At 72.2% G+C, this 15885-nt stretch carries 17 protein-coding genes and 3 pseudogenes; 12 read left to right on the top strand and 8 right to left on the bottom strand.

Going from position 1 to position 15885, the window contains the following annotated elements; all coding sequences use genetic code 11:
* The 5 genes and pseudogenes from KPL57_RS59605 to mnhG (KPL57_RS59585) all read left to right on the top strand — a co-directional run.
* A pseudogene (locus KPL57_RS59605) lies at positions 1–384 on the top strand (NADH-quinone oxidoreductase subunit K); the annotation flags it as partial.
* Positions 385–424: 40 nt separating this feature from the next.
* Positions 425–1908, top strand: a pseudogene (locus tag KPL57_RS59600) (Na+/H+ antiporter subunit D); the annotation flags it as partial.
* 107 nt (positions 1909–2015) lie between these two features.
* Positions 2016–2825: a Na+/H+ antiporter subunit E gene (locus KPL57_RS59595; RefSeq protein ID WP_226358829.1), complete on the top strand. Its 810-nt coding sequence runs from the start codon at positions 2016–2018 to the stop codon at positions 2823–2825.
* Positions 2822–3088, top strand: a complete 267-nt coding sequence (locus tag KPL57_RS59590; protein WP_226358828.1) for a monovalent cation/H+ antiporter complex subunit F — start codon at positions 2822–2824, stop codon at positions 3086–3088. The genes KPL57_RS59595 and KPL57_RS59590 overlap by 4 nt, the downstream gene beginning before the upstream one ends.
* On the top strand, positions 3070–3528 hold the full coding sequence (gene mnhG / locus KPL57_RS59585; RefSeq protein WP_308187850.1) for a monovalent cation/H(+) antiporter subunit G: 459 nt from the start codon (positions 3070–3072) through the stop codon (positions 3526–3528). The genes KPL57_RS59590 and mnhG (KPL57_RS59585) overlap by 19 nt, the downstream gene beginning before the upstream one ends.
* On the opposite strand, the gene mnhG (KPL57_RS59580) is transcribed toward mnhG (KPL57_RS59585), so the two are convergent.
* The 6 genes from mnhG (KPL57_RS59580) to mbhE are packed head-to-tail and all read right to left on the bottom strand — an operon-like array spanning position 3456 to position 8511.
* Positions 3456–3836 carry a monovalent cation/H(+) antiporter subunit G gene (mnhG, locus tag KPL57_RS59580; protein WP_226358827.1) on the bottom strand — a complete coding sequence of 127 codons (381 nt, stop codon included), beginning with the start codon at positions 3834–3836 and terminating at the stop codon, positions 3456–3458. The genes mnhG (KPL57_RS59585) and mnhG (KPL57_RS59580) overlap by 73 nt on opposite strands.
* Complete coding sequence (locus tag KPL57_RS59575) at positions 3833–4105, bottom strand: monovalent cation/H+ antiporter complex subunit F (protein WP_226358826.1); 273 nt, start codon at positions 4103–4105, stop codon at positions 3833–3835. Before KPL57_RS59575 ends, mnhG (KPL57_RS59580) begins: the two co-directional genes overlap by 4 nt.
* Positions 4102–4506 (bottom strand): Na+/H+ antiporter subunit E, encoded by a 405-nt coding sequence (locus KPL57_RS59570; protein ID WP_226358825.1) that lies wholly within the window; start codon positions 4504–4506, stop codon positions 4102–4104. Before KPL57_RS59570 ends, KPL57_RS59575 begins: the two co-directional genes overlap by 4 nt.
* A complete protein-coding gene (locus KPL57_RS59565) occupies positions 4503–6032 on the bottom strand; it encodes a monovalent cation/H+ antiporter subunit D family protein (RefSeq protein ID WP_226358824.1) in 1530 nt (509 codons plus the stop codon). Before KPL57_RS59565 ends, KPL57_RS59570 begins: the two co-directional genes overlap by 4 nt.
* Positions 6029–6343, bottom strand: a complete 315-nt coding sequence (locus tag KPL57_RS59560; protein WP_226358823.1) for a sodium:proton antiporter — start codon at positions 6341–6343, stop codon at positions 6029–6031. Before KPL57_RS59560 ends, KPL57_RS59565 begins: the two co-directional genes overlap by 4 nt.
* Positions 6340–8511, bottom strand: a complete 2172-nt coding sequence (mbhE, locus tag KPL57_RS59555; protein ID WP_226358822.1) for a hydrogen gas-evolving membrane-bound hydrogenase subunit E — start codon at positions 8509–8511, stop codon at positions 6340–6342. The genes KPL57_RS59560 and mbhE overlap by 4 nt, the downstream gene beginning before the upstream one ends.
* A gap of 57 nt (positions 8512–8568) precedes the next feature.
* Between mbhE and KPL57_RS59550 the strand changes: the two genes are divergently transcribed.
* Both KPL57_RS59550 and KPL57_RS73300 read left to right on the top strand, forming a co-directional pair.
* The gene (locus tag KPL57_RS59550; protein ID WP_226358821.1) at positions 8569–9090 is read left to right on the top strand and encodes a recombinase family protein; all 522 of its coding nucleotides are present in this window, start codon (positions 8569–8571) and stop codon (positions 9088–9090) included.
* Between the two features lie 287 nt (positions 9091–9377).
* Positions 9378–10862, top strand: a complete 1485-nt coding sequence (locus tag KPL57_RS73300) for a zinc ribbon domain-containing protein (protein ID WP_374203953.1) — start codon at positions 9378–9380, stop codon at positions 10860–10862.
* On the opposite strand, the gene KPL57_RS59540 is transcribed toward KPL57_RS73300, so the two are convergent.
* Complete coding sequence (locus KPL57_RS59540) at positions 10808–11425, bottom strand: proton-conducting transporter membrane subunit (protein ID WP_226358820.1); 618 nt, start codon at positions 11423–11425, stop codon at positions 10808–10810. The two genes, KPL57_RS73300 and KPL57_RS59540, sit on opposite strands and share 55 nt — an antisense overlap.
* A gap of 189 nt (positions 11426–11614) precedes the next feature.
* Between KPL57_RS59540 and KPL57_RS59535 the strand changes: the two genes are divergently transcribed.
* The 4 genes and pseudogenes from KPL57_RS59535 (at position 11615) to KPL57_RS59520 (ending at position 13433) form a co-directional block, all read left to right on the top strand.
* The gene (locus tag KPL57_RS59535) at positions 11615–12139 is read left to right on the top strand and encodes a gamma carbonic anhydrase family protein (protein WP_226358819.1); all 525 of its coding nucleotides are present in this window, start codon (positions 11615–11617) and stop codon (positions 12137–12139) included.
* Positions 12136–12816: a uracil-DNA glycosylase gene (locus KPL57_RS59530; protein WP_086002420.1), complete on the top strand. Its 681-nt coding sequence runs from the start codon at positions 12136–12138 to the stop codon at positions 12814–12816. Before KPL57_RS59535 ends, KPL57_RS59530 begins: the two co-directional genes overlap by 4 nt.
* A 28-nt stretch (positions 12817–12844) precedes the next feature.
* Positions 12845–12943: pseudogene (locus KPL57_RS68545) on the top strand (DUF1707 domain-containing protein); the annotation flags it as partial.
* A gap of 130 nt (positions 12944–13073) precedes the next feature.
* Positions 13074–13433: a hypothetical protein gene (locus KPL57_RS59520; RefSeq protein WP_226358818.1), complete on the top strand. Its 360-nt coding sequence runs from the start codon at positions 13074–13076 to the stop codon at positions 13431–13433.
* A gap of 71 nt (positions 13434–13504) precedes the next feature.
* Here the strand turns inward: KPL57_RS59520 and rpmB are convergent, their stop codons facing one another.
* Positions 13505–13696 carry a 50S ribosomal protein L28 gene (gene rpmB / locus KPL57_RS59515; RefSeq protein ID WP_020627372.1) on the bottom strand — a complete coding sequence of 64 codons (192 nt, stop codon included), beginning with the start codon at positions 13694–13696 and terminating at the stop codon, positions 13505–13507.
* A 157-nt stretch (positions 13697–13853) separates the two neighbouring features.
* On the opposite strand from rpmB, the gene KPL57_RS59510 reads away from it, so the two are divergent.
* Positions 13854–15596 (top strand): DAK2 domain-containing protein, encoded by a 1743-nt coding sequence (locus tag KPL57_RS59510; protein WP_226358817.1) that lies wholly within the window; start codon positions 13854–13856, stop codon positions 15594–15596.
* Positions 15597–15885 lie beyond the last annotated feature (289 nt).

Below are 15885 nucleotides of genomic sequence, written 5' to 3'. Positions count from 1 at the left end.
GCAGCGCTCGCTGATGCGCATCCTGATCGGCATCGTGGTGCTCGGGCACGGCGCGAACCTGCTGCTGCAGGTCTCCGGCGGACCGCCCGGGCGCGCCCCGATCCTCGACGCGGTGCTCCCCGAGCAGATCGCCGACCCGCTCCCGCAGGCGCTGGCGCTGACCGCCATCGTCATCACCTTCGCCCTGACACGCTGCTGCTGGCGCTGGGCTACCGCTCCTGGGTGCTCGTCGGGCACGACGAGGTGCAGGACGACGTGGAGGACCGCCGCATCGCCGACCGGCAGAAGCCCAAGGGCGCGATGGAGGAGGGCACCGCGGACGAGACCGACGCCGAGCCCGAGGACACCGCCGACTCCCACGAGCTCGAGGAGGGCCGCAAGTGACCCCGTTGCAGGCCTGGTCACGCTGCCGGTGCTGCTGCCCATGCTGGGCGCCGCGACCAGCGTCGTCGTCAGCCGCCGTGCCTCGGCCCAGCGCGTCATCGGCGTGGTGACCCTGGCGCTGGTGTGCGTCGTCGGCGCGGTGCTGCTGGTGGCCGCGGACACCTACGGGCCGGTCGTCGCCGAGCTCGGTGGCTGGCCCGCCCCGATGGGCATCGTGCTCGTCGCCGACCGGATGTCGGCGCTGCTGCTGCTCATCTCCTCGGTGGTGACGCTCGCGGTGCTGGTCTACGCGATCGACCAGCGGATCTCCGACTACGGCCGGGAGACCGCCAGCACCACCTTCCACCCGATCTTCCTGCTGCTGTCGACGGGTGTGTCGCTGGCCTACCTGACCGGTGACCTGTTCACGCTGTTCGTGGCGTTCGAGATCATGCTGGCGTCGAGCTACGTGCTCATCACCCGGCGGACGTCGGCGTCGCGGATCCGGTCCGGCATGACCTACGTGATCGTGTCGCTGACTTCGTCGCTGCTGTTCCTGACCGCGGTCGGGCTCGTCTACGCCGCCACCGGCACGGTCAACCTGGCCGACCTCGCCGGGCGGATGGGCGCGCTGCCGGAGGGCCTGCGCGCGGTGCTCGCCCTGGTCCTCATCGTGGTGTTCGGCATCAAGGCGGCGATCGTGCCGCTGCACTTCTGGCTGCCCGACAGCTACCCGAACGCTCCCGCCCCGGTCACCGCGCTGTTCGCGGGCCTGCTCACCAAGGTCGGCATCTACGCGCTGCTGCGCACCCAGACCCTGGTGTTCCCGCAGGACAGCCCCTCGACGCTGCTGCTGGTGATCGCCGCGGTGACGATGGTGGTCGGCGCGCTCGGCGCCGTCGCGCAGGACGACCTCAACCGGCTGCTGTCGTTCCTACTGGTCAGCCACATCGGGTTCATGGTGTTCGGGCTGGCTCTGCACACCCCCGACGGCATCGCCGGGACCGGGCTCTACGTCGTCCACCACATCACCGTGCAGGCGACGCTGTTCCTGGTCAGCGGGCTCATCACCCGGCGGACCGGGACCGTGTCGATCTCCCAGATGGGTGGGCTCGCCCAGCAGGCACCCCACCTGGCCGTGCTGTTCGCGATCCCGGCGATCACCCTGGCCGGGCTGCCCCCGACCTCGGGTTTCGTCGCGAAGCTCGCGTTGCTGCAGGCCGGTGCGGGCGCGGGCTTCGCCGGGGAGCTGGTCGCGGCCGTCGTCGTGCTGGCGAGCCTGCTGACCCTCTACGCCGTCGCCCGGGTCTGGGTGCGGGTGTTCTGGGGCGCACCGAAGGAGCCCCTGGCCGACGACGACCCGAACGACGAGCTCGTCGTCGGGACCGCGCGCAGCGCCCGCGGCATGTACGTCGGCGCGTCCACGCTGGTCGTGGTCAGCGTCGCGATCGCGGTGTTCGCCGGCCCGCTGTCCGGGTGACGGCCAGGGCCGGGGTGGACCTGCACGACCGGACCGGCTACACCGCCGCCGTCCTCGGGCCGGGCGCCGACCCCGGGGGTGACGGGACCATCAGCGCGAGCGGACGGTCCGGTGACCTCGCCGGGGACACGACCGTGCGGACCGCGGCCGGCGACACCCCGGAGGTGACCCCGTGAGCGAGCAGACCCCGAGCCGGGGTGGCGCGGGCACGGCCGACGGCCCGGACCCGCAGGGCCGCCCCGACGGCGACGACCGCGAGGACGCCGTGCTCTCCTCGCCGGAGGCGCGCCGCGAGGCCGAGATGGGCGCGGCCGAGGTCGGCGAGCCGCCGGAGCCCGACCACGCCCGCACCCCCGCCCGGGTGCCGCCACCGGTCCCCGACACCGTCGCCGAGCCGATGGGCGGGTCCGCCCGCGGCGGGAGCGTGCGCCGGCGGATCCCGCAGGTGCTCGCGCTGGCGCTGGTGTGGGTGCTGCTGTGGGGGAGCGTGTCCGCGGCCGCGATCGTCGGCGGTCTGCTCGTCGGCCTCGCGGTGACGGCGATCTTCCCGCTGCCGCTGCTGCCCGAACGGCTCCCGTTCCGGCCGTGGAAGCTGCTGCGGCTGCTGGCGTTCCTGGCCTCGGACCTGGTCGTCTCCGGGATCCGGGTCAGCATGGTGACGCTGCGGCACGGGCCGCGCGCCCGGTCCGGGATCGTCGGGCTGCCGCTGTGCACCGGCTCGGACCGCACCGCGACGACGATCGTCGCGGCCTGCGCGCTGTCCCCGGGCAGCTTCACACTGCAGATCGACCGGGCCCGGCGTCGCTGGTACGTCTACGCACTCGGCCTGCACCGGCCCGGCGCCGTCGAACGGCTCCGCCGGGACATGATGCGGCTGCAGCTGCGGGTGATCGACGCCGTCGGCAGCCAGGAGGACCGGGACCGGTGCGCCGCCGCCGTCGCCGCGGTCGCCGCCGGGGACACGGGGAGGAACGACCGGTGACCGTCGTCCACACGCTGGTACTGATCATGCTGACCGCCGCGGGGGTGCTGACGATGTGGCGGCTCCTGAAGGGCCCCACGACGCTGGACCGCATCGCGGCGCTGGACGTGTTCGTCGTGCTGATCGTGGCCGCGGCCGCGGTGTACGCGGCGATCTACTCCGACGGGTCGAACATCCCGCTGCTGGCCGCGGTCGCGCTGATCGCGCTGGTCGGCTCGTCGACGGCGGCCCGCCTGGTCGAACGATGGGAGCGGCACCGCTGATGGGCCTGCACGACGTGCTCGACGTGGTCTCCGCCGCACTGATGCTCGCCGGCGGGCTGTCCTGCCTGCTCGGTGCGCTCGGGCTGGTCCGGCTGCCGGACCTGCCCGCCCGGCTGCAGGCCACCACCAAGCCGCAGACCCTCGGCCTGCTGCTGATCCTGCTGGGCGTCGCGGTCAACCTGGAGTTCGAGAACTCCTCGACGCTGATCCTGGTCGTGCTGTTCCAGGTGATGACGGCGCCGGTCATCTCGCAGGTGGTCGGGCGCTCGGCCTACCGCAGCGGTGCGATCGACCGGGACGCACTCGTCGTCGACGACCTGGGGGAGGACATCGACAGCGACGCGCGCGCCCGGGAGGTGCGGACGGTTCAGCCGTCGTCGCCGGAGCCGGGGTCGTCCTCGCGCAGCGTGGACGGGGTCGACGGGGCCCCGGACCGGTAGGCGGCGTGCCCGATCGCGAAGCTGGCGACCGGGATCGTGAAGAGCTGCAGTGCCACGGCCACGCCGAGGGTGAGCAGCACCCCCGGCTCGGGCACCAGGATCGCGACCCCGACGAGGATCGCGACGATCCCGAGCCCGGCGGCCTTGGTGACGGCGTTCGTGCGGTTGTAGACGTCGGGCAGGCGCACCATGCCGACCGCGCCCGCCGCGACGAGCAGGACCCCGGCACCCAGTACGAGGCCGCCGATCGCGTTCTGCACGGGCCCGCCGGTGAGCACGGTCCCCAGGCCGGCGTCGACGCCGCTCATCTGCGAGCCCCCTTCTCCGCCCAGATCAGCCGGGCCACGGCGACCGTGGTCAGGAACCCGACCAGCGTCGCGACGACGACGAGGTCCAGCATCGCGACCGAGCCCAACCGCAGCGCCAGCAGCGCGATCAGCCCGACGACGACCACGAAGCCGTAGTCGACGGCCAGCCCGCGATCGGCGTCGGTGGGCCCGGCCAGGACCCGCCAGACCGCGACGAGCAGGCCCAGGGCCAGCAGGACGATCCCGGCGTCCAGCAACAGGGTGCTCACGGCGTCTCCTCCGGATCGCGGTCGACCACACCCGGGGTGGGGCGGCGCAGGAACGCCAGCAACCGGTCCTCCATCTCGTGCACGCTCGCCCGCAGCTGCTCCGGGTCGGACGCGTGCATGCCGTGCACGAGCAGCTCCGGGCTGCGCGCGCCGGTGGTCAGGTTCAGGGCGAGGGTGCCGGGTGTCAGGCTGAGCAGGCTCATGATCGACGCGATCTCGACCATGCTCCGCGACCGCAGCCGGACCCGGACCACCGCCGGGTCGATGCCGTGCCCGGGGGTGAGGACCTCGCGGAGCACGACGGCGTTGGCGCGGAGGAACTCGCCGGTGAACCACAGCAGGAACCCCACCGCGGCGCGCAGGCGCCCGCCGCGCCCGGGTGAACGTCGGCGGGTGGTCACGGCGCCCCCACCGCCCCGACGTAGGCGGTGGTGTCGGCGAGCCCCTGCCCGGCGACCGTCGAGAGCGCCAGCAGCGGCTCCGCCCACAGCCCGAGCAGCAGCGACAGCGCCCCCAGCGCCAGCGCCGGGACCACCGCGCGGACCGGGACCGCCACGGCGACCACGGTGCCCGCACCGCCCCCGGGGTCCGGTGCGGGGGTCTCACCGCCCCAGAACGCGCCGTTCCAGATCTTGAGCATCGACAGCAGGGTGACCACGCTGACCGCGACGGCGACGACCGCCGCGGCGACCATGCCGGCCTCGACCGCGCCGAGCACCAGGGCGAACTTCGCGACGAACCCGGACAGCGGCGGGATCCCGGCCAGGCTCAGCGCCGACACCGCGAACGCGACCGCGGTCGCCGGGTTGCGGGCGGCGAGCCCACCGAGCCGGGACAGCGTGTCGGTGCCGGCGTACTGCTCGACGGCGCCGGCGACCATCAGCAGCGCCGCCTTGACCAGCACGTACTGCACCAGGAAGTAGATCGCGGCGGCCAGCCCGGCCGGGGTGGAGATCGCCAGGCCGAGCACGATGTAGCCGATCTGGCTGACCATGTGGAAGGTCAGGATCCGGCGCATCCCGCCGGCGCCGACCGCGCCGAGCACCCCGACGACCATCGTCAGCAGCGCCGCCACCAGGACGACCGGCAGGAAGCGCGGGTCGCCGTCGTAGACGACCGCGTAGATCCGGAACAGCGCGTACACACCGACCTTGGTCAGCAGCCCGGAGAACAGCACGGTGACCGCGGCCGGCGCGGCGGTGTAGGCCCGCGGCAGCCAGTTGTGCAGCGGCACCAGCGCGGCCTTCACCGAGAGCGCCAGCAGGATCACCGCGGTCGCCGCGGCCAGTGCCGGGTCGGTCACCGCGCGCCCGGCGAGGTCACCGAGCTGCACGGTCCCGGCGACGCCGTAGACCAGGCCGAGCCCGGCGAGGAACAGCGTCGAGGCCAGGAGGTTCACCGTCAGGTACAGCCGCGACGCCGCTATCCGCTCCGGGCCACGGCCGGTCGCGATGAGCACGTAGCTGGGGACGAGCATGACCTCGACGAACACGAACAGGCTGAACAGGTCCGCAGTGAGGTAGGCGCCGTGCACCCCGGCGAGCAGGAGCAGCGACTGCGGCAGGAACGCCCGGTCGGTGTCGGAGCCGGTGACCGCGGCGAAGGCCAGGCAGGCGATCCCCAGCACCCCGGTGACGGTCAGCATGATCGTGCCGAACGCGTCGGCGGCCAGCGGGATCGCGATGCCCGCGGGCCAGTTCCCGAGCCGTTGCACGATCACCGCGCCGTCCGCGGTGGCCGCCAGGAGGATCGCCGACACCGCCGTCGACACCACGAGCGCGGTGAACGCGACCACCCGGCGCGCCGTCATCGGCAGCAGGAACGGTCCGCCCCCGCCCGGCGGGCGCGCGGTGAGCAGGATCAGCAGGCCCGCCGCGGCGAGCGGGACCAGGATCGGTACGACGACGAGCGCCTCGAGGCCGGTCACCGGGGCTCATCCTCCTCGGTGTCGGTGGTGCCACCGGCCTTCAGCAGGGCCAGCAGGTACACCGTGATCGCGAAGGCGATCACGATCGCGGTGAGCACGAACGCCTGCGGCAGCGGGTCGGCCATCTGTGCCCGGTCCTGCTGGCCCAGCAGCGCGGGCTCGCGGGTCGCCATCCCGCCCGCGGAGATGATCAGGACGTTCACCCCGTGGCCGAGCAGCACGAACCCGAGCACCGTGCGCAGCAGCTCGCGCTGCAGCACCAGGTACACCCCGCCCGCGACCAGCACGGCGACGACGACCGCGGCGGTCACTCGGAGCTCCCCAGCACGGAGCCGGTGCGGGCGCGCCCGCCGATCCGGTCGGTCGCGGCCACGATCAGCCCCACCACCATCAGGTAGATCCCCAGGTCGAACACGAACGACGACAACAGCACCCCACCGGGCAGGTACACCGGCGTGAGGAACGGCAGCCCCAGCGGGTACACCGCGATCCCGGTGAGCAGGCTCAGCAGCAGCCCGGACCCGACCAGCGGCTCGGGCCGCAGCCGCAGCGCCCACGCGTCGCCGCGGTGGGCGAGCCGCAGGAACACGATCGCGACGCCGCCGACCAGCGAGGAGATGAACCCGCCGCCGGGCTCGTCGTGGCCGCGCCAGAGCAGGAACAGCGACATCAGGAGCATCAGCGGGGCCAGCACCCGGCTCGCGACCCGCATGACGATCGTGTCGGCCGGGCCGTCGGTGGCGACGCGCTGCCGCGGGCTCGCATCGGCCCCGGCCTCGCCGCGGCGGATCAGCACGAGCAGGCCGAGCGCCGCGGCCCCGACGACGACGGCCTCACCGAAGGTGTCCATGCCGCGGAAGTCGACGAGGATCGTGTTGACCACGTTGGTCCCGCCGGTCGCGGCCTCCGCGGTGTCGAGGAGGTACCCGCCGACCGGCGACGGCGCGCGACGCCCGGTCAGGACGTAGGTCGCCGCCCCCAGCGACAGGCCCGCGGCCACTGCGGCAACCGCGGCCGGGACCCGCCGCCACCGCGCCGGGCGGCGCAGCCGGACCCCGCGCCCGCGCAGCACCAGCACCGCGACGACCGTGGTCAGCACCTCGACCAGCAGCAGCGTCATCGCGACGTCCGGGGCGCCCGCGAGCAGCAGCCACAGCGCCGTCGCCAGCCCGCCGAAGCCGGTCAGCGCCAGTGCCGCGGTGACCGAACGGGTCGTCACGGCCCCGGCGACGGTGGCCGCCACGAGCACGACGACCACCCAGTCCAGAGGACGGGTGACCGGCCCGGGGAACGGTGCCGGTGCGGGCAGCGCCACCCAGGCGACGACGGCGAGCACCGGCAGCGCCAGCACCGGGCGGACCAGGACGGCGGCGGGGGAGGGGTCGGTGTCGGGCCGCCCCACCCGGGCGCCGAGGTCGAGCACCCCGGCCCGGATCCGGTCGAAGACCGCGGCGCCGTCGGGCACCGGGAGCCGCTCCAGCTCCCGGTCGACGCGGCCGCGCCAGTGGAACAGCGCGAGACCGGCGGCGACGGTGAGCACCGACAGCACCAGGGCGGTGCCGAACCCGGGCCAGAGCACGAACGTGACCGGCTCCGAGCCCGGGTCGAGGTCGCGCGCGGCCCGGTCGGTCAGCGGGTTGAGCACCCGCACCGCGGGCCCGAGGACCAGCCCGAGCAGCGCGGCGACGGCGGCCGGTGCGAGGAAGGCCCACGACGGCTCGTAGAGGCCGGGCTGGGTGAGCCTGCCGCCGAACGCGCCGTGCACGATCCGGGCGGAGTAGGCGAAGGTCAGCGCCGAGGCCACGACCGCGACGGCCGCGGCGACCGGCCCGGCACCGGGCGCGAAGTCGGCCTCCAGGAAGCCCTCGTAGAGGTTCTCCTTGGACACGAACCCGAGCAGCGGCGGCGCCCCGGCCATCGACAGCGCGGCGACCCCGGTCAGTGCCGCGGTGACCGGCATGACCTTCCACAGGCCGCCGAGCTCGCGGACGTCCCGGCTGCCCGCCTCCTTGTCGATGATCCCGACCAGCATGAACAGGGTCGCCTTGAACAGGGCGTGGGCGAAGGTGTGCAGGACCGCCGCGGATAGCGCGTAGGACGTGCCGACGCCGATCGCGGCGGTGAGCAGGCCGAGCTGGCTGACCGTGGAGTGGGCGAGCATCGCCTTCAGGTCGTGCTCGCGCAGCGCCAGCACCGCGCCGACGACGGCCGTCGCCAGCCCGAGCGGGACGAGCACCGCCGACCAGGCCACCGACGGCACGTAGATCGGGGTGAACCGCATCAGCAGGTAGATGCCCGCCTTCACCATCGTCGCGGCGTGCAGGTAGGCACTGATCGGGGTCATCGCGACCATCGCGCCGGGCAGCCAGAAGGTGAACGGCAGCTGCGCGGACTTCGTCGCCGCGGCCAGGATCAGCAGCGCCCCGGCGGGCAGGGCCAGGGGGCTGGTGAGCACCGCGCCGGGGTCGGCGAGGACCACGTCGAGGCTGCCCGAGAGGGTCGGCTGCCGTGTCGAGTTTCAGCCTCTGGTCAGCGTTTGTTTGATCGTGCTGATCTTGATGTCTTCCTTGGGCGCGAACCGATTCAGCCGGAAGCGGCGGAGCGGGTTGAGGCGTTGTATTGTCGTGTTTCTGGTTCGACGGGTCAGGAGTCGTCGTTGGCGAACCAGGAATCGGTGTTGCGGGAGACGTCCAGGGGGACAGTATTCCGAGTGTATCGTGATCGCGCGTCCGGTTTGCGAGAAAATCGGAAGGGGTTGACTCGGCTACTTGATGACGCCGCTGCTGGGCGGTTCACGGTAGTTCGCGTAGTGTGGCGTGACCGACTGGCTCGGTTTGGTGTCGCCTATATTGAGCGGTATCTGGCGCAGGTCGGAGTTGCAGTTGAGACTGTTCATGCTCATGCGGACAAGTCGCTGCTTGAAGAGCTGATGGATGACTTCATGGCGTTACTTGCGTCCTTTTCTGGTCGGTTCTATCAGTTGCGGTCAAAGACGAATCAGCAACGACTGCTTGATGCCGCGCAGGCACGCCTGCAGGAGCAGGGACCTCCGACGTGACGGGTTGGCAGAAATCCAATGTATTGACGTCTTCAACGACATCTCGAGCTTCACGAGCAGTGTGTGAAGTGTCTGGTGCTGTCGTGTCGCGAGATGACTTGACGGAGCGGGTGCGTTGGCTGCTCGACATTGTGGAGGGCGCCGAACGCGATCTGCTATCCGAGTTGTGGGTTCCGGAAACTTTTGACCGTATACATTCCGGTGTGGATGAGGGCGGCCGTCGATTGCCTGCGGCTGCAGCGGTGGTGGGGCAGCGTTGCGGATGGCGACCTCAGTTTCCGCAGGATATGTACGTTCCATCTCGTGTGATGCGGATCGTGACGGCACAGGTGATATCAACGTTGCGAACCTTGGCTTTTCGGGATGCCGCCATTGCAGCAGAGGTGTCTGGTGGTGCGTCAGACGGCACTGCGGGCCTCGGGGGTGCGTTCGCGAGGAATGTGCATAGGCAGATCGCTCGGTGGGTGCGCTTGCATCCCGGGGTCGATCCGGCAGGCTTGCGGATCACGACGCTCCAACCCGTTCCATCTGTCGCTCGCCGGGTCCGTCTCGGAGCCGTTGACGCCCAGCTGGCGACGCTTGTTACCAGTACGGCCACCGAGCTGACACTGCGGATCAAACTTCCTGTACGTCAACATCCAGATTCTCGGACCGATTGGCGTTGGGTTCAACTCGATATCCCGATTCCTCAACATTTACATCATCGGTCAATCACCGGATGGCATCTCCCCGAGGTGACCCTTGATCGGCGCGGGGCACTATTCCGTTTCGCTTTCGCTGAAACAGTACCTCGGCCACCGACCGTTGCGAACGCAGCGTCTGCAGTCGGGGTTGATTGGTCACCTAAGGATATGGTCGTTGCAGCGACTGTAGTTCGTGACACTCAAAGCAACGCCATGTACAGTGATTTTCGCGGGCGCCGTTTCGATGACCATGGACTCTCCGTCAAGTTAGCTCGACTTCAGCGACAAGGACAGTTCCTCCGCCGTAAAATCGCTCGTCTTGAACAGCTTATTCCTCAAGCCTCGATACCCACGCGACAGCGCCTTGAGGGGAGGATGTCCGCGCTGCAGGCAGAAATGCTCTCCTGCGGGCAGAAACGGGCACGCATCAATCGAGATTTAGCTTATCTGGCCGCGCAGTATGTCACGGTAATCGCCCGAGCCTCCGGTGCATCGATCATCGCGCTGGAAGATCTTGCCACTCTAGAGGCCCGAGGGTTGGGTAAAGATGTCAACAACACAGTAGCTCAATCAGCGCGTCGCGTCGCCGCAAACGCGATCGAACACATCGCGGCCCGCGATGGTCTCACTGTCGTGGATGTCCCACCCCGAGGAACGTCGGCAAATTGCCCAACATGTGATAACCTCGTCAGTCGACCAGGGGGATACCACAGCGCAGCATGCGCCACGTGCATGTTTACGGTCAATCGAGATGACGTCGGCGCGGTGAACACTGCGAAACGCGCATTAGCTGCCGAGCGGGTTACGCGGCGCCGAGGATCTCAGCGTCAACGGGTAACCCGGCAACAACACAGGCCAGTCATCCGGTGCCGGGATAAAACAACTCCCACTCCCAAGCGACGGCGACACCGCAGAGTTCGCCGCACTACACCAGCCACAACGCCGATGATCACCCGCGCTGAAGCGTCGCCGCGGGGCACGGACCAGAAGAAGCAAGTCACCCTGACCTGCCGAAACACCCGTGTGACTACCGATCACTCACACCGACAGACATCCACTCGGGTGTCCATAAGTGTCAGAGATCCGTAGACGCTGGTGCTCCCGGCCGCGACGCCGATCATCACCACCGCGCCGAGCAGGGCGAACCCGCCCATCGCCGTCACGACGAGCGCGCGGCCCGCCGGCAGCGCCGCCGCCGGACCGGCGGTGTTGATCAGCAGGAACGACAGGACGGTCGTGAGCTCCCAGAACACGTAGAGCAGCACGAGGTCGTTCGCGGTGACCAGGCCGATCATGGCGGCGGCGAACCCGGTGAGCAGGCCGTAGACCGTGCCGATCGGGTAGTACGCCTCCAGGTAGCGCGGGCAGTAGGCCATCACCAGCGCGCCCACGCCCAGCACGATCGTCACGAACAGCAGCGACAGGCCGTCCATCCGCAGGCCGAAGGAGACGCCCAGCGACGGCATCCAGGACACGCCCGCGGTGAGGACCTCCCCGCGGACGACCTCTCCGGCGGCGGTGTTCGCGTACACGGCCAGCGCGGCGAGACCCGCGGCCAGCGGGTAGCCGGCGTTGCCGCCGAGCAGCCGGGCGAGCACCGGGGCGAGCAGCGCCAGCGCGACCGCCCCACCCAGGGTGACCAGGGGGATCACCGGGCAGCGCCTCCGTCCAGGGGGCCGGGGGTGCCAGGCACCCTGATCATGACTCGGGAGCTTCTACCCGTTCGACGGGGTTTCCACACCGAGGTTCCCGGTCACTCCGCTCGGTTGCGCCGCGCACGGTTTCCCGGAGTGGGTGGGCCCCCGGCGTGGCGGTCCGCGGGGGCTTCGTACCCTCCCGGTGTGCCTCTGTACGCGCTCGGTGACGCCGAACCGGACATCCACCCGACCGCCTACGTCCATCCGGACGCCGTCGTGATCGGCAACGTGACGCTGGGCCCGGAGTCCACCGTCTGGCCGACCGCGGTGCTGCGCGGCGACGACGGCCGGATCGAGGTCGGCGCCCGCAGCAGCATCCAGGACGGGTCGATCATCCACACCACCCTGCACCAGCCGACGATCATCGGGGACGAGGTGACCGTCGGGCACAACGTGCACATCGAGGCGGCCACCATCGGCAACCGCGCGCTCGTCTCGTCGGGCTCGGTGGTGCTGAACGGGGCGACGGTCGGCGAGGGCGCGGTCGTCGCCGCGGGCGCGGTCGTCTGCCCGAAGGCCGACGTGCCCGCGTACCGCATGGCGCTGGGCGTGCCCGCCCGCGTCCGCGACGGCTACGAGGTGCCCGCCGACCGCTGGCGGTACGCCGTGGAGTCCTACGTCGACCGGGGCCGCCGGTTCGCCTCCCAGCTGCGCCGGTTGGAGGGCTGATGGCCAAGCCGCTGCACGAGGTCGTCGAGGCCGGGTGGGCCAGGGCCCTGGAGCCGGTCGCCGAGACGATCACCGCGATGGGCGAGTTCCTGCGTGCCGAGATCGCCGCGGGCCGTCGCTACCTGCCTGCCGGGGCGAACGTGCTGCGCGCGTTCCAGCAGCCCTTCGACGACGTCCGGGTGCTGCTCGTCGGCCAGGACCCCTACCCGACCCCGGGTCACGCGGTCGGGCTGTCGTTCTCCGTCGCCCCCGGGACCCGGCCGCTGCCGCGCTCGCTGCAGAACATCTTCCGCGAGTACACCGAGGACCTCGGGCACCCGGCGCCGAGCTCGGGCGACCTGACCCCGTGGACCGAGCAGGGCGTGCTGCTGCTCAACCGGTGCCTGACCGTCGCACCGGGAGAGCCGGCCTCGCACCGCAACAAGGGCTGGGAGGAGGTCACCGAGCAGGCGATCCGCGCCCTGGTGGCCCGCGACGCCGCGCCGATGGTGGCGATCCTCTGGGGCCGCGACGCCCGCAACCTCGCGCCGCTGCTGGAGGACGTGCCGACGATCGAGTCGGCGCACCCGTCGCCCATGTCGGCCGACCGCGGCTTCTTCGGGTCGCGGCCGTTCAGCCGGGCCAACGACCTGCTCGAGGAGATCGGCGGGGAACCCGTCGACTGGAAGCTGCCCTAGGCTGGACCGGGTGGACGACCCGGGGGACATGCGCATATCGGACGCCGACCGTGAGGCAGCGGCCCGCCGGCTGCACGACGCCCTCGGTGAGGGCCGCATCACGCTGGCCGAGCTGGAGGAACGGCTCGACGCGGTCTACGCCGCCCGCGTCGCCCGGGACCTGCGGCCGCCGCTGGCGGACCTGCCGGGTGGGCTGCCGCCGTCGGTCACCGCGCTGGCGCCGGTCCCGGCCAGTCCCCCCCGCGCCGTCGGAGCGGGTGCGGCTGACGACCGCCGCCGGGACGATCAAGCGCACCGGGGACTGGCAGGTCCCGGCGGCGCTGTACCTGCAGTCGTCGATGGGGACCATCCACCTCGACCTGTCCGAGGTGCGGTCGCTGCCGCCTCGGATCGACGTCGAGGTCGCGCTCGGGATGGGCGAGGTCGTGCTGGTCCTGCCCGAGGGCGGCACCGCCGACGTCGACGGCACGAAGGCGTCCTGGGGCGAGGTGAAGACCAAGGTGCCCTCGACGCCCGGGGCCGCCGGGCCGCACGTCGTGGTCCACGGCAAGGTCGGCATGGGGTCGGTCACGGTGCGCGGTCCCCGCCGCAGCTGGTGGCGGTCCATGGTCGAGTGAGCCGCCCCGGGAACGACGAAGGCCCGGTCCCCAGGGGACCGGGCCTCGATCGTGGTTCGGGTCTCGCGCACTCAGACGCGGGTCACCTTGCCCGCCTTCAGGCAGGAGGTGCAGGCGTTGATCCGACGGCGGTTGCCACCGTTGATCGCGGCGCGCACCGTCTGGATGTTGGGGTTCCAGCGGCGGTGGGTGCGGCGGTGCGAGTGCGAGACGGACATGCCGAAGCCCGGACCCTTGCCACAGACGTCGCAGACGGCAGCCACGTCGGACACTCCTCGGGTTGACGAACAGATTCACGAACAGATTCTCGGCACGGACGTGCCGAGGCTCGGCCTTCAAGTCTAGCCACCCCCGTGTCGCGACCGGCGCGCGGGGCCGTCCCGCGGCACCGGGGGCCGCCGCGCACCTAGTGTGGTGCCCGTGGCCTCGCCGTTCGACCCCGCGCTGCTGCGCCGTTGGATCGACGCCGCCGCCGAGCGGCTCACCGCCGGGCGGGCCGAGATCGACCGCATCAACGTCTTCCCGGTCGCCGACCACGACACCGGGTCGAACCTGCTGCTGACCGCCCGCGCGGCAGCCTCGGCCCCGCTCGACGGGGACGCGGCCGAGGACGTCCGACCGGTGCGGGCCGCGTCGGCCCTGGCCGCGGCCGCCGTGCGCGGAGCCCGCGGGAACTCCGGCCTGATCCTGTCCCAGCTGTTCCGGGGCCTGGCCGAGGAGCTGGAGGCCGCGGCGGCACGACGCCCGAACACCCCCGCCGGTGAGCTGCTCGCCGGGGCGCTGCGGCGGGCGGCGGCGCTGGCGGCCGTCGCGGTGTCCGCGCCGCGTCCGGGGACCGCACTCACCGTGCTCGACGCCGCCGCCGCGGCCGTCGCGGCGCGGGTCGCCGCCGGTACGGCGTCCGGGCCTGCGTCCGAGCCCCTGGTCCCCGGCGCGACGCCCACCCGGGTCGCCGACCCCGCCGACCCCGCGGACCCCGCCGACGCGGGACACGGGACGGACGCGGGACACGGGACGACCGTCGCCCTCGCCGAGGCCGCGCGCGTCGCGGCGGACGCGGCGCGGGCCGCGCTGGCCCGGTCCACCGGGCGCCCGCCGGAGCTCGTGCGGGCCGGGGTCGTCGACGCGGGCGGGCTCGGCCTGGTCGTCGTCCTCGACGCGCTGGTCGCCGCGGCCGGCGGTGATCCGGCGCCGCCGCCGTCGTCGCAGGTGGAGGGGCCTGGTCCGGCCTCGACGGTCACCGCCGACGGCGAGCTCGTGCCGTGGGTGCCCCAGCCGGTCTACGAGGTCACCTACTGGCTGCCCGCCCCCGACCCCGCCGCGGTGGAGACGCTGCGCGCCCGGCTCGCCGGGCTCGGGGACTCGGTCGGCCTCGCCGGGGACGGCGGCGGCGGGGTGATGGTGCACGTGCACACCACCGAGGCCGGGCCCGCGGTCGAGGCGGGGCTCGCGGCGGGGCGCCCGTCCGGGATCCGGATCGAGGCGCTGCCGCCGGTGTCGCCGAGCCGGGACCGCGCCGTCCTGCTGATGATCGAGAGCAGCGGGGCCGGGGCGCTGGCCCGGGCCGCGGGTGGGAACGTGCTGGTCGCCGACCCGGACCCGACCGTCGACGAGGTCCTGGCCGCGATCCGGGCGACCGGTGCGGAGCACGTCGTGGTGCTGCCCTGCGCGACGCACCGGCGCACGGTCGCCGAGACCGCGGCCGAGCGGGTGCGGTTCGAGGGCATCGACGTCGTGGTGGTCCCGGCGAGCTCGGTGCTGCAGGGCCTGGCCGCGCTCGCGGTGCACGACCCGGCCCGTCGCGCCCCGGACGACGTCGTCGCGATGGCCGAGGCCGCGGCCGCCACCCGGACCGGTGGGCTGGCCGTCGCCGAGGCCGAGGCGCTCACCTGGGCCGGTCCCTGCCGTCCGGGGGAGATCCTCGGGATCTCCGACGGCGAGGTCGTGCTGATCGCCCCGGATCTCGCTGTCGGTGCCCTGTGGTTGGCTCACCGCATGCTCACTCCGGGTGGGGAGCTGGTGACCGTGCTGCTCGGCTCGGCCGCTCCCGACGAGCTCGGGGAGCGGCTCGCCGAGGACCTGCGCCGCACCCACCCGGAGGTCGACGTGGTGGTGCACCGGGGGGAGCAGGGCGACTACCCGCTGGTGCTGGGAGTGGAGTAGATGAACGACGGGTTCGACCTCGACAGCCGGCTCGACGGGCCGCTCGGGCGCAAGGCCGCCGACGCGCTGGCCCCGCTCGGGCTGGAGACCGTCGGTGACCTGCTGCGGCACTACCCGCGCCGCTACGTCGACCGCGGCAGGCTCACCGAGATCGCGGTCTCGTCGCGGGGGAGCACGTCACGGTCGTCGCGCAGGTGGCGCGGGCCGAGCTGCGCGACATGCGCAACCGGCGCGGGAAGATGCTCAAGGCAGTCATCCGGGACGAGAAGGGCGGCGAGCTCGACGCCAC

This window comes from Pseudonocardia sp. ICBG601, assembly GCF_020496245.1.
This window is presented reverse-complemented; position numbering and strand designations above follow the sequence as displayed.